Genomic DNA, 24740 nt, shown 5'->3' with positions numbered 1-24740 from the left:
GTATAACCTATTATAAGAATAATAAGAAATTGCATCATTTAAAGCAGTTTTTTGAAATCAGTTTTATAATTTGAAAATGTCTTAGATAAAAAATCAACAATGAGATGAGTAATTTCACGATGAATCTCACTTCTATCCCGACTGCCGCCATCCTTACAAATAATTCCTTCTCCTTCTTTTTCTTGATTCAATCTATCAATTGCATTAGATTTACAAATTTGGATAAAACTAAAATGCATTGCATCTGGAATAATGATATAAGTTGAGGACGATTTTGGTAGAAATTCTTGTACATAACCCGATTCAAGTTGTGTATTTGTATCACCTATATCAACTCCTGCACCAATAATAAGAGATGGTATTTTGATTTTTTGTAAGCTTTCAATGGTAAACCCTCTTGTCAAACCAGCATCCAATGATACGAATGCTTTTATCCTGGGGTCTGACATATTCTTATTAAGCTCTGAATTTGCCAGACCAAGTTCAGATATCAAATGACAAGCTTTTAAATATGAATATTTATTACAATCTTTCTTAAATGACTCTGTATCAAATCTGGCTCCGGAAAGTGCAATTACTGACCAACCACCAAGCGAATGGCCTATAGCGGAAATCTGATTTAAATTAATGATATTTGAGAATGTTTGATTTTCAGCCAGCGCATCAATAGTTTTACTTAAATCTTGCGGCCGTAACCATAGTTTGGCTGACTGCTCAGTATTCTGATCAAATCCAGTTGTCCCCGGATGATTAGGAGCTGCAACAATATATCCCTTTGTAGCTAATGCATGTGCAAGCCAACTTAAATTTCGCCAGCTCCCACCGTAACCATGTGAAAGTAAAATTAATGGCGATTTAGTATTCTTTATTTCTGGTACTGCATCAGCAATAACTTCAGAACCATCAAAAATAGCATTATCAGCTATAGTTATTGAATTTTGCCTATTATTAGTGGCATACCAAACAGCAATATCTAGTGGCCTTCCATCATGTATATCATAGTGAATTCGCTTAAAGCCAATATGTTCTGAAGCGTTGGAGATAAGTGGAAAAAGTAAAATAAATGAATTGATAAAGCAAAAAAGTAATTTAATCATAGCATCCCTCTTTAATAAGGGAGTGTTGTTATAATAATTTCAAATAATATAATAAGGAATAAATCAAAGCCATTATCAAAGCAGTAATCAATGTTCAATATTCCGTTATATAAATCAAATTCAAATCCGGAAATGAATATAAAAATCAGCGTTTACTTGTTTTTTATGATAAAGATAATCAGCTTTTCAGAAAACCATTCCGATTAACATCATAACGGTGGAAACTTATCAGCATTTCAAAATATTCAACAAGCTCAACAAGTAATACTAAATTTAATATGTACTAAAAACTATATCTGTTATAGATATGAGGGCTATGCTGCTGTTTGCAAACAAATATTGTCAGAGCAGTTTATGTAACGGAATCAAGGAAAATTGATTCAGTTATGATTTGCTGATTAAAAAATAGGCAGTTAAATTTAATTTATATATAACAAGAATATAAATTACTTATCCACAGTTTATGTGCAACACCATCCCAATAATCACAGGAATAATGTGTATTTATTCATCTTATCGTATACGCTGACAGATACGTGGATAAAGACTGGGAAAACAATATCAGGTATTATGATTGTGGATAAACTAAAATATATTTATTATATTGACAGGATTGAAGATTTACTTAAGTATATTTTATGATTTTCCGCCTTTAATATGGATACTATCTAAAGCTGAAAAAATATCGAAGCAGATTTTGACAAGTACAAGTTGCGAAAATTTGATAGTTCATCAATATTGTATGGAACACAACATGTAAAAGTATAACCATACAGATGCTATTATTATTGCTGTGACAGAAGTTTCCGAACTAAGCTTCAAATCAGGTTTTATCAGAAGCAGGCTGACATTTAAATTTCAACAAAAGGAATATCTTATAAAAGTCCCGAACTTTATTCTTGTCGCGAAATGGAAAAAAAGAAATCTGAAAAATATCTTTCAGCGTTACATGATTAAATATTCATAAAAATACCAAATAATTATTTCTCAGTATCAGCAGATAATAATATATTTCATAATCAAATATTTCTAATGATCCAATACGAACTCTTTTAAATTAATCACAATAGTCTATTTTCTGTTTTTCAGTGCCGGCTTTGTATTTTGAATTTAATTTTAGCGGTGACAGTGTACAGAAAATACAAAACAGCCATGTAGTAAATATGAGGAAAGTCTATAATGCTGGTTTTCATCGCATAGAGACAGAGAAATGCAGCATATCCATATCATTGGTATCGGCGGAACATTTATGGGGGGAATTGCCGCTATAGCCAAACAGGCAGGCTATCAAGTAACTGGTTGTGATGCCAAAATGTATCCGCCCATGAGTACACAGCTGGCTGATTTGGGCATTGATGCGGTGGAAGGATTCGAAGCAGCACAGCTGGACAGTTATCCTGCTGATATTTATGTAATTGGTAATGTTGCCCGTCGCGGCATGCCTGTCATTGAAGCCATCCTTAATCGTAACTTACCTTATACTTCCGGCCCGCAATGGCTGGCTGAAAATATTCTTCAACAGCACTGGGTACTGGCAGTAGCCGGCACTCATGGTAAGACAACGACAGCCAGTATGCTGGCATGGGTGCTTGAAGATGCTGGTCTGGCTCCCGGATTTCTGATTGGCGGGGTACCGCAAAATTTTGCTGTATCAGCGCGCCTGCCTCAGGTACCACCGGCTGAGCAATCCGCATCTGAACCAGAGTGCAGTCCGTTTTTTGTCATCGAGGCAGATGAGTATGACACAGCTTTTTTTGATAAACGCAGTAAGTTTGTCCATTATCGTCCGCGTACGGCAATTCTGAACAATCTGGAATATGATCATGCGGATATTTTCCCCAATCTCGCAGCAATTCAGACTCAGTTTCATCATTTGATTCGTACAATTCCCAGTGAAGGGCTGATTGTTGTTAATGAACAATCGGCTGCACTGGATGAAGTTTTACAGCAAGGCTGCTGGTCAGAAGTAGAAGGTTTTGGTCTGAATAAGGATTGGCAGATTGGTGAAATTTCTGCAACCGGTGGCTTCGATGTACTCTATCAGCAACAAAAGGTGGGACATATAGAGTGGAAACTACTGGGGCAGCATAACCGTATGAATGCACTGGCAGTAATTGCTGCGGCACGTCATGCAGGTGTGTCAATCCGGCAATCTTGTGCAGCATTGTCTCGTTTTGAGAATGTTAAACGGCGCATGGAAGTCAAAGGTGTTGTTAACGATATTACGGTTTATGATGATTTTGCTCATCATCCGACAGCCATTGCCACAACTATTGCCGGTTTGCGTCAGAAAGTTGTTAATGCACGTATTCTGGCTGTGCTTGAACCACGCTCTAATACTATGAAGCTGGGTACCATGAAAGCTGCTTTATCTGCCAGTCTGGCGGAAGCTGATAAAGTATTCTGTTATGCCGGCGGGGTTGATTGGGATGTTGCGGCTGCACTAAGTCCGTTACAGGATAAAGTAGCAGTTTTTCAGGATATGCAGTCACTGGTTGAAGCTATCACTGCACAGGCAGAGCATGGGGATCATATTCTGATCATGAGTAATGGCGGCTTTGGTGGTATTCATCAGCAATTACTGACTCAGTTACAACACAAAGCAAATAATTAATTATTTTTGTACTGAATTCAAGGTAAAACAATAACCCCTGTTCAGATTTTCTAAAGGCCGTAGCTATCTGTTATTTCAGGTACTCAGGCTTTTATTTTATGTGCGTTTTAAAACAGTGCAGTAACAGGGTAAATATAAAAAATAATGAAATTACGTGATTGATAGTACAACAGAAGCAGAGCGATACAATATTTCAGGAAGCCTCATAAACCGTAGCTTTTGCCATTTCAGTATGATTCATTTTTCCGTATGCATTTTGCCAGCTTTGTGCAGCTTCACGCTGGTCACAGTTTTTGGCTACTTTAATCTGGGTTGGATTCATTTCAGTATAAGTTAAATTCGCCAGATGCTGGCAGTCCAGCGTTTGCGAAATCAATGCCGCAGGAGCTGTAGCACGAGCTGGTACTGAATGAAAATTGCCCAGCAACAATAATAAAGCCATTAACCCATATATTTTTAATAATTTCATAATCCATTCCTTATTTAGAAAAATCTAATAAATTGTTTAATTTTTATTATATTAATTAGAAAAAAATAAATATTCAAGAAATTTATTTCTTAAATATTTAGTTACTTTTCATTTTTCTAAAAATGAAGTATAATAAAAACAAATTTATTGACGATATTTCTAAGAAATTGCCGGAATTTGTGCATGCAAACATTTAAAGACCGTCTGGCTTCACTGTGGCCAGGTGAGCGCCAGTCTAAAATTGCCACAGACATTGATATGACTATGGCCGGTTTCAGTCGTATCTGGCATGAAGGCGGGTTACCCAAAGCAGAAACCCTGAAACGTATCAAAGAATTAAAAGGTTGCAGTATTGACTGGTTGCTGACCGGAGAGGGGGAGCCCTTTCCTGAACAACAAACTCAGGCAGCACATGATACGCTGGGTAATCCGGTGAATACTGAAGATTTTGTTTATGTACCGCGTTATGCAATTGAAGCAGCTGCCGGACATGGTAGTTTAGTTGCTAATGAAAAACCGATGTTTACCATGGCGTTTCGCAAGGATTGGATAAATTCAATGATTAGCCCTGAAGTTAGTGGCTTGTCAGTGATTTCGGTCAAAGGCGATTCAATGGAAGGTGTACTCAATGACGGGGATACCATTCTGGTACAGCAAATGAATCATATACGCCGTGATGGTTTGTATGTACTGCGTATTAACGATAATCTGCTGGTTAAGCGTTTACAGCTGATGCCGGGTAATGTAGTGAATGTTATTTCTGCTAATGAAGCCTATCCGAGTTTTGAAATCCGGCTGGATAGTGAAAGTGATGATGTACAAATCATCGGTAAAGTATTGTGGTTTGGCCGTTATCTGTAATGTTCTGATAATAAAATTTCATACTGAAGAGCCAGTTTGATAATCCGGGTATTACTGCAGACACATTATTAACCGGTTAACTCATTTATTCTGGACATGAAAAACCGTCTGAATTCCAAAATTCAGACGGTTTTTTTATGCACGTAAAATTCAGCTTATGGTTTTAGCCTTTATAAGCACTGCCATCAGCCAGTAACCATTCAGGTTCAGCACCTTTATCAATTACATCCTGATTAACAACCACTTTTTTTACATCGTTTAAATCCGGCAAAGCATACATAGTATTGAGCAACGCTTTTTCTACAATTGAGCGTAGGCCGCGGGCACCAGTTTTGCGCGCCATGGCCAGCTTGGCAATTGCCCGTAATGCAGAGGGTTGTACTTGTAGCTCCACACCTTCCATCGCAAACAGAGCCTGAAACTGCTTAATTAATGCATTTTTAGGTTCGGTAAGGATATTAATCAGTGCATCTTCATCCAGCTCAGTGAGCGTTGCAATAACTGGCAGACGGCCGATCAGCTCGGGAATCAAACCGAATTTAATCAGGTCTTCCGGTTCTACCGTCTGAAATAGTTCGCTTACATTGGTATTTTCGTCTTTGCTGTGTACCGCAGCACCAAAGCCGATACCACCCTTTTCAGTACGCTGACGGATAACTTTTTCCAGTCCGGCAAATGCACCACCACAGATAAACAGAATATTAGTAGTGTCTACATTAATAAATTCCTGATTAGGATGTTTGCGTCCACCCTGTGGCGGCACAGATGCAACAGTTCCTTCTATCAGTTTAAGTAAAGCCTGCTGAACACCCTCACCGGAAACGTCGCGGGTGATAGAGGGATTATCACTTTTGCGGGAGATTTTATCGATTTCATCGATGTATACAATGCCTTTTTGTGCTTTTTGTACATCAAAATCGCATTTCCCCAATAATTTAGTGATAATCTGTTCCACATCCTCACCAACATAGCCGGCTTCGGTAAGTGTGGTGGCATCAGCCATCACAAACGGAACATCCAGTTTGCGCGCTAGAGTCTGAGCGAGCAGAGTTTTACCGGAACCGGTAGGTCCAATCAGCAGAATATTGGATTTAGACAGCTCTACCTGACCTTCTTCCTTACCCAGACGCAAGCGTTTGTAATGATTATATACCGCTACAGCCAGTGATTTTTTTGCTGTTTCCTGTCCGATTACATACTGGTCAAGATTAGCAACAATCTCTGCCGGAGTAGGCAGTTTTTCCTGTCCGTCTCCGTCAGCTGCCGGCATGCCATTCTCTGTAGAAGAAGCACCCGGATTATGTAGCATTTCATTGCATGTATCCACGCACTCATTACAGATTAATGCGTTTTCACCTTCAATTAAATTTTTAACTTCGTTTTCAGGTTTACCGCAAAACGAACAATAACGAATTTCTTTACTCATAAACAGGATTTCATCAAGAAAATAGAGCTTATATTGAATGCCGGACCAAATACATAAGTGATATCGTATCGGATTCAGCCAAAAAACGAGTATATAGTTTTATCAGGCTGATATCAAACTGAATGCTAGTGTGGTTTTAATCACTGAAGAAATCAGTTTGATAATGAAAATCTGATTAAAATATCGTTTATAAACACCTTTTTTAGCCAAATATAATAAGAAAATACCGGCCGTAAGCAAATTTGTCTTATAATTAGATTGAGAAACAATATTTTTATTGAATAATTGGACGTTAAAAACTTCTTTCAAACACAGATAATAATTATGTCTGTGTCTCTATTGCGTCCAGTATGAAGTAGTATTCTCTTAAGAAATAAATTACCCTGATTCAGGGTCAAAAAGGAAGTTATCATGTCATGTTTATCACGTCTGCGTCGCTGGCAGTGGGTAAGCCTGTTAAGCAGCAGTCTGTTTTTTGCAGTACCTGCTGTGGCCGGAGATATAGATGTTCTTGGTCAGTTTATCGAACAAAAGCAGGCAGGTGGTCAGTCTGACACGCTCAGTACATTTATCAGCAACCATCCTGACGCCAGTCTAGAAACCCGTGCACAGGTTGCCGGTCCTTTATTGAGCTCACAATCGGCACTGATTATGAATAATCAGACCGGTGAAATTCTTTACCAAAAAAATATCAATCAGGTACGTTCAATTGCATCCATTTCTAAGCTGGTTTCAGCAATGGTAGTGCTGGATGCCAATCAGAACATGAATGATCAGATTACCATCACAGATGCCGAAATTGACCGGCTGAAAAACTCAACCAGCCGTCTGTCTGTTGGTACAGTAATGACCCGGCGTGAGCTGTTGCATATTGGTTTAATGAGTAGTGAAAACCGGGCAATCCATGCTCTGGCACGTACTTATCCGGGTGGTATGCCGGCATTTGTAGAAGCCATGAATAATAAGGCAGCTGAGCTGGGAATGACTAATTCACGTTTTTACGAACCAACCGGGCTTGATCCGCGCAATCAGTCCACTGCACGGGATTTGGCTTTGCTGGTGCGTGGCGCCAGTCAGTATCCGCTTATCAGACAATATTCAACTGACAATTCCGGTTCGGTATACACCAGTAATGGCAGAGTAGAGCAATATCACAACTCCAATGCGCTGGTACGCGAAGGTTTATGGCCTATCGCGCTGCAAAAAACCGGATATATTCGTGAAGCAGGTCGGTCTATGGTGCTGCTGACCAGTGTTCAGAACCAGCCGGTAACCATTGTTTTACTGAACTCTCCCAGTTCAACAACCCGCGTAAGCGATGCCCGCGCTTTACGTTCATGGGCGATGCAGCAATCCTTATAAACCATATATCTGTTATCAAAGAGCCCCGTTAGCAATAACGGGGTTTTTTATCAATAAATCAATCCGTTTATATCGTAATGTAACTATCAAAGCAGTTAATTAACATGATAGAAAGCCAGACATAACGAATTAACATCAGCAACTGAAAGTAATTTAACAGATATGATTAATAGCGTTTTATAAATGAGTCAGTTGATTCGTCTGCATCTTTTGTTTGTAAAATAATGGGCAAGGCATAGTTTCCGAGAATAGTACTGAGTAAAAAGCTTAATCATCAGTGTAAAATATTGGTTCTGAGACTGATAAATATTCCTGAGGGATGAATGAATGGATGTCACCGGTTGATAAACAAGACTCGGTCGTAGCAAAATAGAAATGTAATACCATAATATTGGAAATCGAATAAATATTGACTTATCTCATAAGGGACAAATAGAGGTGTTATCTTTAAACAGAGAAAGATACTGACATGGCAATATTAATTACAGGTGCTTCTGTAGGATTTGGCGCAGAAATGTGTCGTGTGCTGGTTCATGCCGGTTACCATGTTATTGGTGCCGCACGGCGGTTGGATAAGCTGCAAGATTTACAGACAGAACTGGGTGCACAGTTTTTACCATTACAAATGGATGTAGCCGATAAAAGCAGTGTAGATAATGCATTAGCCTCCTTACAGGGTACTTGGGCGGATATTGATTTACTTGTGAACAATGCCGGGCTGGCGCTGGGCATGGAGCCGGCTCAGGAAGCAAACTTTGCTGACTGGGAAACCATGATTCATACCAATGTTCTGGGTTTAACTTATGTCACCCGGCAAATATTGCCACGTATGGTAGCGAAAAATAGCGGCTATATCATTAATCTGGGATCTACTGCCGGATCATGGCCATATAAAGGCGGTAATGTTTACGGTGCTACCAAAGCTTTTGTACGCCAGTTCAGCCTGAATTTGCGTACTGATCTGGCCGGTACCCGCATACGAGTCACCAATATTGCCCCCGGTTTATGCGGTGATACTGAATTTTCCAATGTACGCTTTCGCGGAGATGATAAACAGGCTGCTGCCGTATATGAAAATATCAGCTATCTGCAACCGGCAGATATTGCCAACACCGTATTATGGCTGTATCAGACTCCGGCACATATGAATGTTAACCATATTGAAATTATGCCGGTATCACAAACCTTCGCCGGTCTGAGTGTAACCCGTGATTTGGCTTGAGGTTTGAGTCATGACGGATAAACTTGCATGGTCGACAAGAACCACTGAGAAAACGCGTATATTGGCTCAATGTGAAGCACAAGGTGTAACCATTACTCAGTTGCGCGCACAGGTTTTGGATATCGTGCTGAGCATGAGCGGAGTGATTAAAGCTTATCAGGTTTTGGCTCATATGCAGCAAAGTAGTCACAACACAATTGCCCCACCGACAGCGTACAGAGCGCTGGATTTTTGGACCGAGCAAGGTATTTTGCACAAAATTCCGGCGATTAATGGCTATATATTATGTCGGCATGCTCAGCATGATTGTGGTGAACAATGCCAGCCGGATCATATTCATCACAGTGATTTTGTGCTGGTATGTAATCAGTGCGGGGCTGTGGATGAACAAAGTATGAGCCCGGAATGGTTAGCTTTACGACAGAGGGTAGCTGATAGCGGATTTATACTTAATGACGAACATATTGTTTTGACTGGTATGTGTAGTCAGTGTCGTACTCAAAATGAAAACTTTAAATAAGTTATTCAGTCAGTTTTGGATTCTTAAATCGGTTGAAACTATTCCTTTATCTTTTATGCATAAGAAACGCCGAATTATTCGTGAAAAAATGGTTAATTAAACAACATTATTACCTATACATTCTCAAAGAACTAAGTGAAATTACCTATCCGGATGGCGTTTTATAATGTTGAATGAAAACTATATGCACTAAATTTTGTTGTTATAGCAAATATCCTACTAACGGAATAAATTGTGCCCAAACAGTAATAAAGAAAAACAAATATAGATTACATTAGATTGTTGCGTCTGACATTATTTCCATTATTTATTGTATGACATGCTATCCTGTAATAATTAAATAGGATTGAAAGCGATATTGTCATATCCGATTATAAGCCAGCATTTAAAATAAATGTTAAATCAAGTTTTTTTATGATAAATAAAATTAGAAAATTTGATCTAGAGTAAAGTATCTAATTTTAATATCTGTATTATGAAGTCTGTCTTTGAACTTTTAGAATTTAATTCTTAAAAGATTATAACTATTATTTGATCTGATTCTAAGCAATCGCTGAACTACGGTAGCTAACAGGGAATATAGATTAATAAATAACAGTTAATATTTTACCAATTAAGTTATTGGAAGCAGAATGAATACATTGACATTCCCTATTATCTTTATGCTGGTTTGTATCTATATTGAAGCAATATTATTGAAATGGATTAAAAAGCAGAATATTAATTGGCTTGATATTATCTTCAATTTAAATTCTGGGCATATTGTTTTGTGGTTATTCAGAGGCCTGGAAATTTTATGTTATGCCTATGTTTATCAAAATTGTAGTTTAAATTTATTTTCTTCAACCCCAGTCTTTTATATATGGATATTTGCCGTCTTTGCCTGGGATTTTTGTTTTTACTGGCAGCATCGTTTATTACATACTTTTCGTTTGTTATATGCTGTTCATTTAATTCATCATCAGGGTGAAAATTTTAATCTATCCTTGGCGGTCAGAAATTCCTGGTACTCTTCTTTACTGTCTGCTGTGTTTAATGTTGGTTTAGCTTTTCTCGGATTACCTACCGAAATCTTCTTAGCAGTTTCTATGATACATTATTCTATCCAGTTTTTTAATCATAATGATTTCACACCCCGACTAGGCTTTTTAGAGAAAATTTTTGTCACGCCCAATCATCATCGTGTGCATCATATTAATGACAGATATTATTCTAATCGCAATTTTGGTGGTTCATTTATTATATGGGATAAGTTATTTGGTAGCTATGCGGAAATGCCGGAAGGTACGGTTAATTATGGTTCTCCGGGTGTGAAAACATTTAATCCGTTATTGGCCAGTAATTTTCCATTTATGCAAATATTTAAAATTCGTTTTCAACCTTCTTCGTTTCCTAACAAATTTGTTATTTCAAATTTACTCATGACTTTAGGTTCAACAGCATTGTTTATTTTAGCTATTAGTTATATCTATACATATGGGTACGGTTTGAACGATATTAGTTTAACTCAATATATATTATTTGCTTATCTGGCTGGTGGAACAATTTTTCTGGGCGCGATGTCCGAAGGTCGCTCGTGGGGAATAATAGGCTGGATAATATTAACTTTAACTATGCCTTTGTTATTTTTGTATGGATTTCAATGGCATCAGACCTACTGGCAAATTACTATGGTACTGCTGAGCATACATGGCATCATTATTTTCATTAACTGGATAAGAGTGTATCGAAAATCTTTGCCTGTAATCGAACCCTAAAGCCGAGTACGGATAAAATATGAGATCTGAATTAAGAGAACTTGAATACAATTCGCAACAGGATAAAAGTTTAAAAAAAGCTCTTAATGATGCTTTGCAAGAATATCTGACTACACATCAAGATCATCGCTATGCTGACAGGGGTATGAAGTTCAAGTTGGCAATACTTTGTCTGTTTTGTGCTGCAAGCTATATTACGGCATTACATCAAAGCTCAGTAATTTGGTTTTCATTATTTTATTTTTGCTATATTACCTTTGCGCTGCTGCTGGCTATTAATGTAGTACATGATGCTTCGCATAATGTTTTTTTCCGTTCCGGACGAGCAAATAAATGGTTAAATTGTCTTATTACCATTCCCCTGGGTATTGATCCAGACTGTTGGCGTGTTCGTCATGTTATTCAACATCATCCTTACACTAATGTTGAATACTACGATTTAGATATTGATTATAACGGAGTGTTGCGACAGACTCCGTTTCAGGTACATTATTGGTTTATGCGCTATCAGCATTATTATTGGCCAATAGTAGCAGCAATGACATTTCCGGCAATTGTCTGGTGTTTTGACTGGCAGGACAGATTAGGTCTTAAGTTCAATGTTAAAAAATTTACTAGCCAGGGCTGGAATGGATGGATGGTATTTTTACTAGCTAAATGGGTACATATTTTACTGGCGTTCATTTTGCCGGCTTGGGTATGTCCACAATTCAATTTTAGCTGGATTGTATTGGTTTATTGTTTAAGTCAAATGTGTTCTTCTTTGATATTTGTCATATTGATTTTAGGTAGCCATTGGGCTAAAGCTACTTTCTATCAGGCGCCGGAAAATGGACATTTTATGCATGGACGTTTGCAGCATGCTTTTAACACAACGCTCAATTGGCATCTAAAATATGGCTGGCTTGAATATTGGCTGGGCGGATTGAATTTGCACTTAACCCATCATTTATATCCCGGTGTTAGCCACCGGCATTATCATAAGCTGACTCCTATTGTGGCGGATATAGCACAGCAATTCAATATTTCGTATCAGGCTTTATCTTTAATCGGTCTGTTTAAATCCCAACAGGAATTTCTGAAGAAAATGGGAAGCAATTATCGAGAAAATCAGTCGTAATATTTGCTGTTATCCGTGCTAATCAAAGTAAAATAAATCCGCATCTGCCAACGCTTACAAAATTAAGACCAAAATTCAGATAATCTTGTTGAAAAGAGAATAATTTGCCAGACGGCTATGTTACGGTTATAAAGAGCATAGATGAGGATAAAAATTCGGGAGTAACTGATGCAGAATGTAAAAGTAGCTATAGTGCAAATGGTATCTGGTACTCAGGTAGCAGAGAATGTGTGCACAATGCAACGATTGGTGCAACAGGCAGCTGCTGAGGGTGCGGAGTGGGTAGTATTACCTGAATACTGGCCGATAATGGGTAAAGACGAAACAGATAAAGTAGCTATAGCTGAGGTTTTTGGAGATGGGCAATTGCAAACAGCTTTGAAAACTCTTGCTGCTGAACTGGGGATCATATTATTTGGTGGTACCATACCTTTACAAAGTACGGATAAAACCAAAATATTTAATACCATTCTGGTGTACGGGCGCTCAGGAGAGTTGCTGGGTTTCTACCATAAAATGCATTTGTTTGGTTACACTGGTGCCAATGAGTCTTACGCAGAAGCCGATACAATACTGCGAGGCATGGATGTACCGGAGCTGAGAATTGATAATATCGCAGTGGCACAGGGTATTTGTTACGATTTACGTTTTCCTGAATTTTTCCGTGCCCAGCTTCCGTTTGAAGTACTCGTGTTACCGGCAGCATTCACTTATACCACGGGTAAGGCACACTGGAACACATTATTAACTGCCAGAGCAATTGAAAATCAGTGTTATGTGCTGGCGTCTGCACAGGGTGGGCAGCATCAGAATGGCCGCCGTACATATGGCCACAGTATGATTATTAATCCATGGGGAGAAATCCTTGCTTCTTTGCCAGAAGGAGAGGGGGTTATTTGTGCAGAGCTGGATACTGAATTTCTGCAATCAGTACGAACTAAGCTACCGGCACTACAGCATCGACTGTTGTAAATATGTTTTTTAAGTTAGTATTTTTTGAACCAGCCTGAATTTAATCCATATTTAAGCCCAATATTTGGACATAATGTCTGAATAATGGGCTTAATAGTTTCAAAAACGGTACATTCACAATCATTTCTTGTCCAAAAATGCGATTCATGGCATGATTATTGATTAAAGTTTGAATTAAGAAGTAAGGGGCAGTAGCGATGAGTGGCGGAACAAAGAAAAAGTCGCATTCTCAGTGGAGCTCGCGGATGGGGTTTATGCTCGCCGCAGCAGGTTCAGCAGTTGGTTTGGGTAATATCTGGAAATTTCCCTATATGGCCGGTCAGATGGGCGGTTCAGCATTTGTACTTACCTACCTGATTTGCATGTTTGTGATTGGTTTGCCTATTCTGGTGGCTGAGTGGCTGATTGGCCGTCGCGGGCAGAAAAATCCGATTCACACCATGGAAGATGTAGCTGCTGATGAAGGGCAATCTAAATCATGGCGCTGGGTAGGTATTATCGGCGTACTTGGTTCATTCCTGATTCTTTCCTTTTACAGCGTTATTGGCGGGTGGGCTGCTGATTACATTTTTCTTGCCGGTACTGGTACTTTTAAAGGTTTAAATGGCGAAGGAACCGGTCAGGTCTTCCAGCAATTTCTTGGTAGTGTAAGCCATTTACTTACATGGCATACCGTCTTCATGTTTGCTACCGCCTTGATTGTAGCCATGGGTGTAGGTGCCGGTTTGGAACGTTCTTGTAAAGTGATGATGCCGGGGCTGGGTCTTTTATTGATTGGTCTGGTGGTTTATGCGGCTGTTGTCAGCGGACCTTCATTTGGTAAGGCTTTTGCTTTCCTATTTACTCCTAACTGGTCTGCTATTACCGGTAAGGCAGTACTGGCGGCATTGGGGCATGCATTTTTCAGCCTGTCTCTGGGCATGGGTATTATGATGGCTTACGGTTCCTATCTGGGTAAAGATGTGAATCTGATTTCTACAGCACGTACTGTAGTTATTCTGGACGTTATTGTTGCCATGTTATCCGGTATGGCCATTTTCCCGCTGGTATTTGCCAATGGTCTGCAACCGGGCGAAGGTCCGGGTCTGATTTTTGTTACCTTACCTATCGCTTTCGGCAATATGGCCGGTGGTACTATTATTGGTGTTGTATTCTTTATTTTCCTGACTTTCGCCGCCCTGACTTCCTCAATTTCATTGCTGGAGCCGACAGTTGAGTTACTGGAAGAAAAAACTCATTTGGGACGTAAATCAGCGACTTTAGTAAGTAGTTTGTTTATCTGGGCATTGGGTATTGCCTGCCTGCTGTCTTTTAATGAGTGGCAGGATATTACAATTTTCGGTAAAAATATATTTGATTCTCTCGATTATCTGACCAGTAAGCTTATGTTACCGTTAACCGGTCTTGGCACCATTGTATTTGCCGGCTGGATAATGAATCAGGAAAGAATTCGTCAGGAGCTGAATTTAGGCCAGGCTGTATTTGCTTGTTGGAAAGTGCTATGCCGTTATGTTATTCCGATAGCTGTAATAGCAATTCTGATTTATGGATTTATGTAATCAATATATAGTTAATATTCTCATATCTGAGTAAAAGAAAATCCCGGAATTATCCGGGATTTTCTTTTATGGATTCACTAATTACTATAGAAAATGCTTGAAAACAGATATAGATATTTAATAAATATTTGGATTTACATCAAATATCTGCAATTGTTACTATGCTTTAATTTGGTTTTAATCCATTCTGGATAAATTACATAAGACATAAGATAGTTCAGTTAATAACAGATTTTCTGAAATTTTAGTTTCTTAGTTCAATTTAATCTGTTACATGCTGACGCCGGCTTTGCGTGCGATGGCCAGACCATCTTCTACACTCATATATTGAGCCGGCTGGATACAATTGCGCAAAACAATTTCTCCCTGGCTGAACATCACCAGTTCATTAACCGCCAGTTGTTGCCACTGCTCATTACAGGTAAGCGGTAATGTGGCAATTACGGCTACACGATCATGTGGTGTAGTAACCGCGGAAAAATCAATAGCTACGTCTTCATCTGCCAGAACAGCTTTACCAAAAGGTGCCTGCCGGATAATATAAAAAAGCAGGGTACTGGCATGGGCAATTAACCAGTCACCATTCGAAAGCATATAATTAAATAAACCATACTGACGCAGCTCAGCAGTAATTTCTGCTATAGCATTAAATAAAACTTCTCGCGAAGGCTTGTGACGAAAACGCTGGCGTAACTGCTCAAGAAGATAGCAAAAGGCCTGCTCTGAATCCGTAGTACCTACCGGGTTAAAATATTCACCTTCAGAAGGATTAAAACGGCGCAAATTGCCATTATGTGCAAACACCCAGTATTCTCCCCATAACTCGCGTACAAATGGATGTGTATTTACTAAATGCACTTGTCCCTGAGTAGCTTTGCGAATATGGGCTATTACATTTTCCGATTTGATTTTATATTGCTGCACCAAATCTGCGACAGGTGAGCTGGCACAAGGCTTATCATCCTGAAGCAGGCGCACTCCGTGCCCCTCGAAAAAAGCAATGCCGAAACCATCTGCATGGCTGTCAGTGAGACCTCCCCGCAAACGAAAACCTTCAAAAGAAAAGACAATATCAGTAGGGGTATTGCAATCCATGCCTAACAACTGGCACATGTATTATTTCTCCATAGATAAATCAACAATGTAATTTTTCATATTTCACCAAATAAAGATTATATATCGTGATTGTATTAATTCCTGCTTTATAAATATAAATCCTTTTGCAAAACGCTAACTATAGTGATATCAGCCTTAATGCTATCAGGGAAATAAGCTAATGCATACAAATAATTCTTAGAAAGATATATATTGTTATGTTGAAGCTATTTAAGAAAAGCAGATAAAAAATAAAGATGGTAATAGTTATTAAATGTGGATGAAAAAATAATTTTAAATGAATGCTGTGATTTGAAAATTATTAGGTTTAGAGGTTTTTTGATATTATTTATTTAGTATATAAATGATTAGGATTTATTAAATTTTATAAATTAATTTTCTATTATTGATAGATAAATTATAACTTAAAATTAAGTAATTACTTAATTTTATGCTAATATTTAACTAACATTAATTGTTGTTAATTTTTATTGTATAATTACATTCAAGTTATCTATTGGTTTATTTTATAAGAGAATATTTAATGATTTCCTGCGAAATGAATTATAATAATGTAAGTAAAGATGGTAAATATATTAAATTAATATGTAAAAATGTAGGAGAATTTGATGTATTTTCAGGTGCTTCTCCAATGACAAATATTGCAGAATGTGCTTTTAAAATAAATGCAGCTCTGCCACCTGGAAATTATTGGATTGTGGATAGACCTTTTAGTAGTATTTATGGCGAGGCAATAGCAATATACAAAGATTTGAAAAATGGAACAAATCATTGGGAATGGTTTGGATTATATAATGATATTACAATGAGTGACTCTTTATTTGTCAATGGCGTTGAAAGAGGATCATTTAGATTGCATCCATTACGTCCGGATGGTTCAGGCGTGTCATGGGGATGTATAACTTTTCGAAATATTTCTGATTTCCAAGAGCTAAGAAGCGCCCTTCTTACTACACAAAAAATGAGGATAAAAAATAAAATCTTGGCCTATGGAAACGTTATAGTTACAGGGAGTACTGATTATGCCAAGTGTAAAGAGTAAATTAGTATTTTTTATTATTTTATTTATATTTATCTATATTATTTTGCTATCACTAATATTCTTTATAGATGCTTTATGGAAGTTAATGGAGAAAATATCATTTTATATCGATGGAATATTGAACTCAACAGGAATTGCGCTGGCTGATGGAGAATTAGATCCGGCTGGGTTTTGGGTGGTTTTTGGAATTCCTTTATTGGCTGCATTTATTATTACTTATTGTATAAAAAGATTCGTTAATTTTCATAGTTAGCATAATTTTTAAGTTTAATTTAATAAAAATCTTTTTATAAACTATATGAGTAAAAGTTATGGTTTAAATTTCAATGCTTTAGTAAATTTTAAGCTAGAGTTGATTAACTAATAATTTGTAGAAATCAATTTAATTATGTTGTCGATTAATATAAACAGTTACTTGAAAGTTAATCCAGTCTCTTTATTCATATTCAAGCGGTATAAATTTTACACCGCCTGTTTTTTAATCAATTAATTGATTATATCATTATATTTTTTATTAATGATTTTTCTTTATCATTTAATCTATCAATCTCTTGATAAATATCTTTATCATGTAATTTTTTTATGACAATTTTCATCTGATTAATGATTTGGGGTAAGTAATCCACAAATCTGTCATAGTAAATATCATTTAAAGCTTGCTTCTTAATTTCTTCATCCTTTCCTTTAATTGTCATTAGTTGATTAGCAATGGCTTCTATTTGCTGAATTTTTTGTTCAACTGCCGCTTTATCCAGATTTTTGAATTGATTTTTTTCTTCAGATTTCTCATTAATCAAGGTAACAACTTCATTTATTGAATCCATCATATCTATGCAATTATATTTAAATGTTAAACCTTGATTTTTTATATCTAATTTTTGTATATCATGAGTTTCTTTATAAAATTTATGATAAGCAGCACTAGCAGCCATTTTTGCTGAAATAAATTCACCATATGTATTTATTATATTATTAAGTAGCTCTGGTTTTTTTTTACAGTCATCAAGCTTATATTCATTGTTATTGTAATAATTATATAGTTCATTTAAAGACAAAGCTAATTTACTATATCGCTCAGTATATACTTTACCAGCTGCATCAAGTTCAGATAATTGAGGTTGGAGTTTTATCAATTTTTCAATAAGTGTATTGTAATTATTTATTGCTTTATCATCAATACGTTCATGACCACTCATTATCTTTAAATATACGTCTGGATCTTTTTGGATGGTTTGTAAATTACATGTATTATTTTATCACCGCATAAATCTAATACTTTTTTAGCCTTAGATTCTATATAGTTTAAATTGGACGAATAAATCTGTATATCTAACTTATTCTCTACATCGGTAATTTGATTATTAAAAAATACTTAACCAAAGATTTGCTTTTTCTGCTTGTGCATATACTTGTTCAATATCATCAGTCGATTTATTTCTTTTTAAATGAGACGATGCTGAGTCAGTTTGTTCTGCTGCTTCGGATTGCTTATCAGCTGAATTTTGTTTAGATTTATCATTACAACCATCTGATACTTAATTTATAACAGTCATTATTGATTAGCGCATTATATATAATGATAAGTGAATATTAAATATAACAATTATGTGATTAAATAATAAAATTTAACTATAAAATTGATAAATGACTAATCCATTCATCTTGGGATGATTTCTGTTAAACAAATTTATGAAAAATTGTGTTGTATAGAAAAAACATTGAGCATAAATTGTTTAGTGAATATCTGAGTGCTCTTTTATTATCCGATTTTTTTTATGTATGGATCTAATGGATTTCCTGTTAGTAATTTATTTTGCGTTTAAATATCACTATATTTTTTGATAAATATTTTTGAATAAGTATCAGATAAATCTGAATGTAATAAATGATTCTATAAATAATATCAATATTTTTTAATTAAAGATTAATTATATTTTCACCTATGTAATACTAAGTTTAGTTGATAACTAATCAGAGAATTATGATTCTGGCTAAAAACCATCTGACTTGATTTTTTCACTGACGGAAGCATATTGTTTGATTATTTTGCCAGGATTGAAATGATGACAGAAAATAAGATGGTGCAAACAGATCAGTTAACGAGGTTTATGTTTGATGACTGTCCTGTACGTGGTCTGCATGTGAATTTGCAGCAGGTATGGCGGCATGTGGCAGAAAATAAAATCTATCCTAAGGCAATTCATCAGGCTCTGGGTGAGCTGACTGTGGCTGCGGTATTGTTGGCCAGTAATCTGAAATTTGATGGTAATCTGATTGTACAGGTGCAGGGTAAGGGCGTTTTGAAAATGCTGGTGGCGGAAGCTACATCGGCAGCAACCTGCCGGGCAACAGCTCGCTGGGATGAATCTGCTGTCATTGATGACAATATGACACTGGTAGATTTGCTTGGTGAAGGAGGAATGTTTGTACTGACTTTGCAGCCCTCTCAGGGTGAATCATGGCAGGGTATGGTGGAGCTTAGTGGTAGCAGTATTGCTCAGATGCTGATGAATTATATGGCGCGTTCCGAACAGCTGGCTACGTATATTATGCTTGCTGCGGATGATGAGCATGCTAGCGGTCTATTACTGCAAAAGTTACCCGAACAGGATATAGATGAAGATAGCTGGACAGAGTTATCAGCTTTGTCTGAGACGCTTACGGCGGATGAGTTGTTGCGGCTGGATATGCAGACATTGTTATTCAGGCTGTTTCATGAGCATGAGCTAAGGGTGTTTACACCTCAGAATGTTGAATTTTCCTGTACCTGCTCGCGCGCTAAGGTTGGTGATATGCTGCTATTGCTTGGCGGGCAGGAAGTAGGTGAGGCTGTAGCGGAGCAGGGTAGTATTGAGGTGAACTGTGATTTTTGTCATGCACGCTATGTATTTGATGAGGCAGATGTGAATTCTTTGTTTGGTACTGATATTGTGGCTACTGCGCAGGAGGAACTGGCCGCACGTCAGCTTAATCATTAAAAGTACATTTATAAAAAATAGTCGGATAAATGTTATCCGGCTATTTTAATGGCTAATACTGATCAGATTCTGATTTAGTGCTGCATCAATGTTTCGATTTCTGCGGTAGTTTTAGGTACAGAAGCAGTGAGTACTTCATTACCGGTTTCTGTAATCAGAACGTTGTCTTCAATGCGGATGCCAATATTATGAAATGCCTGAGGTATATCATCTGCTGAGCTGATATATAAACCTGGCTCTATGGTCGTTACCATTCCCGCCTGAAGCAAAATAGGCTGTTCATTGCTGTCAAAACGGCCACCAACATCATGAACATCCAGTCCGAGCCAGTGTCCGAGCCCATGCATATAAAAACGCCGATAAGTCTGAGTTTCAATATTCTGCTCTAGACTGCCACGGAGTATGCCCAGATCAATCAGTCCCTGGGTTAGCATGCTGATGGCTGTAGCACTGATATTCTGCCAGTTTGCTTGTTTTACAGTAGAGGCAATGCTCGCCTGGTTAACAGCCAGTACTATATCGTAGATATCTTTTTGTGCACTGCTGAAACGCCCGCTGACGGGAAAGGTGCGGCTAATATCACCAGCATACATCTGGTATTCGGCACCTGCATCAATCATGAGTAAATCATTTTGCTGCAACTGACAGTTATTGCTGACATAATGCAGACAACAGGCATTTTTGCCACCGGCAACTATGCTGTTGTACGATGGATAGCGTGCTCCGCGTTGCATGAATTCATGCAGAATTTCTGCCTCTACCTGATATTCATACTGACCGGCACAAGTAGTCTGCATGGCACGAATATGAGCTTGTGCACTGATTTCTGCGGCAATGCGCATGATCGACTGTTCATGTTTATCTTTGATAAGACGCATCGGATCAAGGATGCTGGCCAGATTTACCAGACTGTCAGGTGCAATCGTACTGCCATTGGCACTGCGATAATTGGCTATACGGGCAATTTCATACCATAATTCAATGAGCTTAGGGTCATTTTCAGGATATAGTCCCCACAATGCGAAGAGTCGTCGGTGACCAGTCAGTGCTTGTTTAAGCAAAACCGGCCACTGGTTGATATCATCAGCTGAGTCGAAAGCAAATTGCTCTCGTGCAGCTGTATAACCATAACGGAAACCGTTCCAGATTTCGTGTTCAGGGTCTTTATTGCGGCACAGAAGAGTGGAAGTGTGTTCACGTCCATTCAGTATCAATGCTGCTCCGGGCTCAGGAAAACCGGTCAGGTAATGAAAGTAGCTATCCTGTCTGAAGGGGTATTCTGTGTCATTACTGCGGCGTTGTTCCGGAGCGGCAAATATAATGGCAATGCCATCTTCGCCGATTTTATTCAGTACAGTCTGACGGCGTTGCTGATAAACGGTAATATCCATTTTAATATTTCTCCCTGCTGCTGTTGCGGCGAGCTGTTTGTATTTGACGAGCCAGCCAAAGTGCCAGTGCGGCACCGATGAGATCGGCCATTGCATCCATTATATCGCCCTCACGTTTAGTGAACAGTGCCTGAATAATTTCGCTGGAAGCAGCCCAGATAATGGCAGTTATAATTAACAGGCGTAGCGGAATTGTGATGCCGGCACTGAAGCAGGATTTGGACAGGAGCCAGAATTGGCCGAAAAATAAGCCAAAGTGACAGATTTTATCAAATTGCGGAATAGGTACCGGATTACCGCTTGCTTTGAAGAATAAAAAATACAGGCTGGCCAGAAACCAGATGACGGCAAGGAACAGCCATTTATTCATGCATGATGATTTCATAATGAGTCTGTTTCAATAAGCCATTGCTGACACAGGGTAGCCAGACGGTTAAATTTACTGCCGCGCTGTTGAAACAATTGTTGCCATAATTTTACTGTATGTATATCTGGTGCTTCATCAAGGCTGCATTCGTTGAGCCAGAAATCTAAAACTTCAGCGCATTCACCGGCAGAAGCTGTTTGAAAAAGTTTGGTTATAGCTTGCATGAATCAATGGTAATAATATGCTGTTAATGATAAAAACGGACTGAGTAACAGTCCGTTTTATGTTTACTCAGTTTCCAGTACGGCTGTAGTATAAACGTTCTGAACATCATCAAGATCTTCAAGTGCGTCTAGTAAACGCTGCATTTTTTCAGCTTCTGCTCCTTGCAGAACGGTTTCATTAACTGCACGCATGGTTACTTCGCCATCAGCCGCGTGCAAACCCGCTGCTTCCAGTGCTTCTTTAACACTGCTGTACTGATAGGGTTCGGTGATGACTTCTTTAGAACCATCTTCCTGTACGATAACGTCTTCAGCACCTGCTTCGAGAGCAGCCTCCATGAGAGTATCTTCATCCACTTCCGGGCTGAATAGTAAATAGCCCTGATGAACGAACTGAAAAGCTACTGAACCGTCTGTACCAAGATTGCCGCCATGTTTGGTGAAGGCATGACGTACATCGGCTACGGTACGGGTTTTATTGTCGGTCAGGCAGTCTACCATTACTGCTGCTCCGCCAATGCCATAACCTTCGTAACGCAGTTCTACATATTCGACACCTTCAAGATTACCTGTACCTTTATCTATTGCCCGCTGAATATTATCTTTGGGCATGTTGGCATCAGTGGCTTTATCCATTGCCAGACGCAGGCGTGGATTGGCATTTGGATCGCCACCGCCCAGACGGGCTGCAATGGTAATTTCTTTAATCAGGCGGGTGAAGATTTTGCCGCGTTTGGCATCCTGACGACCTTTACGATGCTGGATATTGGCCCACTTACTATGTCCTGCCATTTTAAATTCCTTATTGCTGTGTTGATTTTACGTACCAAAACAATGCCAAAGCTGAGCGCTTTGGCAAGTTTTAATACCATCAAATAATTGAAATATGGTATTAATTTTACCATATTGCTCTTTTATTGAGTAGATTCTATCTGGATAGTATAAACGGCGGGTAATCTGGATTACTGTTTGCCTGCTGAGGTTTGCCAGTATTTAAGCCATGCCTCGCAGCCGGCATAGATAATGGTGCAGGTTTCTGTAAAATTACCGCTGAAATAAGGGTCTGGTACGTAGTCATATTTGCTATCTGGTAATAAATCGGTAATTTTGTAGACTTTATCCGGACGGCTACACCCAAAAATACGGGATAAGTCCTGCAGGTTTTTATCATCCATAGCAATAATATGATCGTAAATGGCAATATCCTCCGGCCTTACTTCACTACTTTGAAAATCATTAGTACTGATTTGTTTTGCATGCAGAATTTCTTTGGTGCCTGAGTGCATGTCTTCGCCATTGTGCCAGCCGGAAGTACCGGCACTGGCAATTTCAATCTGTTCACTCAGACCTTTTTTTGTTACCAGGTCGCGCAGAATGTATTCTGCCATGGGAGAACGGCAGATATTACCCAGACAGACAAATAATACTTTAGTTGCAGCCATCAGTGACTCCGTGGAAAAAGTGGGTTATGCCCGACCATATTGATAGATTGGGCATAATTAGGCAATTGGGCCTGTGCACTGATTGGTTCATGTAACAGGCGAATATTTTCAACATTGCACTCAGCCAGCAGATCAATGAAATTTTGTATTATGCTGTCAATGTTGTCTGCCTGTGTTAGCGGCCAGCGGAAAATTTGTGGCTGGAGTTCAAATACACTGTCGGTAGCATTGAAACCAAATAATATATTGCCGCCTTCCTGAGCAGCAATAACTACACCAACCCGCGGACTTTGCAGGCGAATCGACCGGATAGCATTAGTCGTAAAGACATCACAGGCCATTCGCAGACGCATGGCACTGCCAGAGCGTAAGGCGTTTAATGGTGATTGTGGCGCAAGCGGGTTGATAAACAGCGTAGCACCGGCTGTAGCCAGATGAGTTTGCCAGACTTGCATGAGCGGCAGGGCATTATCTGCCAGATTGCAGTTAAGGGCAGACTGAATGTCTGGTCCGGAAAAGCCAAGGGCATAAAAAACCTGTACTGATTGTCCGCTTTCAACTATCAGTGGTGTTTTAGGTAACTGACCGAGAAAATCTGCGGCCATTTGTTGATTTTGTTTAGCAGCATACCATTGACTGGCTTTGATATGGGTCAGGGTAGTATCACTCACAAGATGAGATGCCCATTGAATTTTATTCCATTCATCAGACCATGGACGGTTTTTGAAGATTTTAGTAATGGCTTCTGCGGGTATGCTGTCTGGCAGAGAGATATTTTCTTTAGCACCACCTACTATTATCACGGGCAAGGCCAGCCATTGTACTTCTGTCTGATTACGTGCTTGTAATACAGTTTCCATACTGTTCCACAATGCATTGTAAATATCACTATTGGCCGCCATAGCCAGTGCTACAGAAAGGTTGGTATAGTGATTTTGTGCCAGCATACGGCTGATTTCAGTTTGCAGGCTCTCACGGGCAAGGGTAGTTTGTGCTTTTGATGTAGGTGTTACTAGACTGGCTGCATGCAGCAGCAGTTCGTTTTTAACCTGATCGGTAGGAAATGCGCGGGTATCAGGCAAACAATGATGGGTGTTCATGATGTTGATCGGTTTTATTTAGTAGACTTAGTAAATATTCTATTGTAACAAATATGATCAATAAAACTCCCTTCATAAAACAACATCTGGTTAAATATGCA

At 38.5% G+C, this 24740-nt stretch carries 23 protein-coding genes; 12 read left to right on the top strand and 11 right to left on the bottom strand.

The features are described 5' to 3' along the window. Window positions 1–38: 38 nt before the first annotated feature. The gene (locus tag H3T84_RS05360; RefSeq protein ID WP_198218466.1) at window positions 39–1097 is read right to left on the bottom strand and encodes an alpha/beta fold hydrolase; all 1059 of its coding nucleotides are present in this window, start codon (window positions 1095–1097) and stop codon (window positions 39–41) included. Window positions 1098–2307: 1210 nt separating this feature from the next. On the opposite strand from H3T84_RS05360, the gene mpl reads away from it, so the two are divergent. Then, entirely contained in the window at window positions 2308–3711 is a 1404-nt protein-coding gene (mpl, locus tag H3T84_RS05355) for a UDP-N-acetylmuramate:L-alanyl-gamma-D-glutamyl-meso-diaminopimelate ligase (protein WP_198218465.1), read from the top strand. Between the two features lie 193 nt (window positions 3712–3904). On the opposite strand, the gene H3T84_RS05350 is transcribed toward mpl, so the two are convergent. Beyond that, window positions 3905–4180 (bottom strand): hypothetical protein, encoded by a 276-nt coding sequence (locus tag H3T84_RS05350; RefSeq protein ID WP_025330303.1) that lies wholly within the window; start codon window positions 4178–4180, stop codon window positions 3905–3907. A gap of 183 nt (window positions 4181–4363) precedes the next feature. Between H3T84_RS05350 and H3T84_RS05345 the strand changes: the two genes are divergently transcribed. Then, on the top strand, window positions 4364–5041 hold the full coding sequence (locus tag H3T84_RS05345) for a helix-turn-helix transcriptional regulator (RefSeq protein WP_025330304.1): 678 nt from the start codon (window positions 4364–4366) through the stop codon (window positions 5039–5041). Window positions 5042–5204: 163 nt separating this feature from the next. Here the strand turns inward: H3T84_RS05345 and clpX are convergent, their stop codons facing one another. Next, the gene (gene clpX / locus H3T84_RS05340; protein ID WP_025330305.1) at window positions 5205–6467 is read right to left on the bottom strand and encodes an ATP-dependent Clp protease ATP-binding subunit ClpX; all 1263 of its coding nucleotides are present in this window, start codon (window positions 6465–6467) and stop codon (window positions 5205–5207) included. Between the two features lie 411 nt (window positions 6468–6878). On the opposite strand from clpX, the gene H3T84_RS05335 reads away from it, so the two are divergent. From H3T84_RS05335 to H3T84_RS05305, 7 genes are all read left to right on the top strand, one after another. After that, window positions 6879–7829, top strand: a complete 951-nt coding sequence (locus H3T84_RS05335; RefSeq protein WP_025330307.1) for a D-alanyl-D-alanine carboxypeptidase family protein — start codon at window positions 6879–6881, stop codon at window positions 7827–7829. A gap of 469 nt (window positions 7830–8298) precedes the next feature. Next, the gene (locus H3T84_RS05330; RefSeq protein ID WP_198218464.1) at window positions 8299–9051 is read left to right on the top strand and encodes an SDR family oxidoreductase; all 753 of its coding nucleotides are present in this window, start codon (window positions 8299–8301) and stop codon (window positions 9049–9051) included. A gap of 10 nt (window positions 9052–9061) precedes the next feature. Then, window positions 9062–9571: a Fur family transcriptional regulator gene (locus tag H3T84_RS05325; protein WP_025330309.1), complete on the top strand. Its 510-nt coding sequence runs from the start codon at window positions 9062–9064 to the stop codon at window positions 9569–9571. Between the two features lie 632 nt (window positions 9572–10203). Then, complete coding sequence (locus tag H3T84_RS05320; protein WP_198218463.1) at window positions 10204–11328, top strand: sterol desaturase family protein; 1125 nt, start codon at window positions 10204–10206, stop codon at window positions 11326–11328. Window positions 11329–11347: 19 nt separating this feature from the next. Next, window positions 11348–12448, top strand: coding sequence for an acyl-CoA desaturase (locus tag H3T84_RS05315; protein WP_025330313.1), 1101 nt, complete (start codon window positions 11348–11350; stop codon window positions 12446–12448). Window positions 12449–12616: 168 nt separating this feature from the next. Further along, window positions 12617–13420 (top strand): carbon-nitrogen hydrolase family protein, encoded by an 804-nt coding sequence (locus H3T84_RS05310; RefSeq protein ID WP_198218462.1) that lies wholly within the window; start codon window positions 12617–12619, stop codon window positions 13418–13420. A 197-nt stretch (window positions 13421–13617) separates the two neighbouring features. After that, the gene (locus H3T84_RS05305) at window positions 13618–14979 is read left to right on the top strand and encodes a sodium-dependent transporter (protein ID WP_041879162.1); all 1362 of its coding nucleotides are present in this window, start codon (window positions 13618–13620) and stop codon (window positions 14977–14979) included. 270 nt (window positions 14980–15249) lie between these two features. Here the strand turns inward: H3T84_RS05305 and H3T84_RS05300 are convergent, their stop codons facing one another. Continuing rightward, on the bottom strand, window positions 15250–16092 hold the full coding sequence (locus H3T84_RS05300) for a class II glutamine amidotransferase (protein ID WP_198218461.1): 843 nt from the start codon (window positions 16090–16092) through the stop codon (window positions 15250–15252). A gap of 541 nt (window positions 16093–16633) precedes the next feature. Between H3T84_RS05300 and H3T84_RS05295 the strand changes: the two genes are divergently transcribed. Then, a complete protein-coding gene (locus tag H3T84_RS05295) occupies window positions 16634–17137 on the top strand; it encodes a DUF2778 domain-containing protein (protein ID WP_198218460.1) in 504 nt (167 codons plus the stop codon). Continuing rightward, window positions 17118–17390, top strand: coding sequence for a hypothetical protein (locus tag H3T84_RS05290; RefSeq protein ID WP_198218459.1), 273 nt, complete (start codon window positions 17118–17120; stop codon window positions 17388–17390). Before H3T84_RS05295 ends, H3T84_RS05290 begins: the two co-directional genes overlap by 20 nt. Window positions 17391–17631: 241 nt before the next feature. Here H3T84_RS05290 and H3T84_RS05285 read toward each other — a convergent pair whose 3' ends face one another. After that, window positions 17632–18333 (bottom strand): DUF3829 domain-containing protein, encoded by a 702-nt coding sequence (locus H3T84_RS05285; protein WP_198218458.1) that lies wholly within the window; start codon window positions 18331–18333, stop codon window positions 17632–17634. Window positions 18334–19200: 867 nt separating this feature from the next. Between H3T84_RS05285 and hslO the strand changes: the two genes are divergently transcribed. Continuing rightward, a complete protein-coding gene (hslO, locus tag H3T84_RS05280; protein ID WP_198218604.1) occupies window positions 19201–20115 on the top strand; it encodes an Hsp33 family molecular chaperone HslO in 915 nt (304 codons plus the stop codon). A 74-nt stretch (window positions 20116–20189) separates the two neighbouring features. On the opposite strand, the gene H3T84_RS05275 is transcribed toward hslO, so the two are convergent. The 6 genes from H3T84_RS05275 to H3T84_RS05250 all read right to left on the bottom strand — a co-directional run bounded on the left by H3T84_RS05275 (window position 20190) and on the right by H3T84_RS05250 (window position 24639). After that, window positions 20190–21506, bottom strand: coding sequence for an aminopeptidase P N-terminal domain-containing protein (locus H3T84_RS05275; protein ID WP_198218457.1), 1317 nt, complete (start codon window positions 21504–21506; stop codon window positions 20190–20192). A gap of 1 nt (window position 21507) precedes the next feature. Further along, window positions 21508–21876, bottom strand: a complete 369-nt coding sequence (locus H3T84_RS05270) for a VanZ family protein (protein ID WP_198218456.1) — start codon at window positions 21874–21876, stop codon at window positions 21508–21510. A gap of 11 nt (window positions 21877–21887) precedes the next feature. Next, entirely contained in the window at window positions 21888–22097 is a 210-nt protein-coding gene (locus H3T84_RS05265) for a dioxygenase (protein WP_198218455.1), read from the bottom strand. 63 nt (window positions 22098–22160) lie between these two features. Next, window positions 22161–22889: a YebC/PmpR family DNA-binding transcriptional regulator gene (locus H3T84_RS05260; RefSeq protein WP_025330323.1), complete on the bottom strand. Its 729-nt coding sequence runs from the start codon at window positions 22887–22889 to the stop codon at window positions 22161–22163. Between the two features lie 170 nt (window positions 22890–23059). After that, a complete protein-coding gene (locus H3T84_RS05255) occupies window positions 23060–23539 on the bottom strand; it encodes a low molecular weight protein-tyrosine-phosphatase (protein WP_198218454.1) in 480 nt (159 codons plus the stop codon). Next, a complete protein-coding gene (locus H3T84_RS05250; RefSeq protein WP_198218453.1) occupies window positions 23539–24639 on the bottom strand; it encodes a conjugal transfer protein in 1101 nt (366 codons plus the stop codon). Before H3T84_RS05250 ends, H3T84_RS05255 begins: the two co-directional genes overlap by 1 nt. Between the last annotated feature and the right edge of the window lie 101 nt (window positions 24640–24740).

Origin of the sequence: Snodgrassella sp. M0110 (genome assembly GCF_016101465.1) — a bacterium.
Classification (GTDB): domain Bacteria; phylum Pseudomonadota; class Gammaproteobacteria; order Burkholderiales; family Neisseriaceae; genus Snodgrassella; species Snodgrassella alvi.
Note: the sequence above shows the minus strand (reverse complement) of the source record. Positions and strands in the feature narration are given on the sequence as shown.